Raw genomic sequence first — 334 nt, 5'->3', positions numbered from 1 at the left:
CGCGGCCGCGGCCGCCCGGGCCGCGCTGCTCGGGGACCTGCTGCCGCGGGGCGCCGAACCGCACGTGGCCGTCCTGCTCGACAACACCCCTGAGTTTCCACGGTGGTTGAGTGCCGCCGCGCTCGCCGGGGCCGCCGTAGCCGGGATCAACCCGACGCGGCGCGGCGCCGAGCTGGCCCGCGACATCCTGCACACCGAGGCCCGGATCCTGATCACCGAGCGCGCCCATCTTCCGCTGCTCGACGGCCTGGAGCTGCCGGGCGTTCGGGTCCCCCGCCCCCCCCCCGGCGCGGCCGCCCGGCTCCTGCAGGCCCTCCGGGGCGCCCAACCCGGC

The 334-nt window shown here is 79.0% G+C and carries 1 protein-coding gene; it reads left to right on the top strand.

The annotated features are described in order from the left end of the window. The coding region (locus JAO81_RS43095; protein WP_233416426.1) for an AMP-binding protein at positions 1 to 334 on the top strand (334 nt) is incomplete at both ends.

Origin of the sequence: Streptomyces sp. N35, assembly GCF_016464295.1 — a bacterium.
GTDB lineage: Bacteria > Actinomycetota > Actinomycetes > Streptomycetales > Streptomycetaceae > Streptomyces.
The sequence above is the reverse complement of the archived record's forward strand: the minus strand, read 5'-3'. Positions and strand labels throughout refer to the sequence as shown.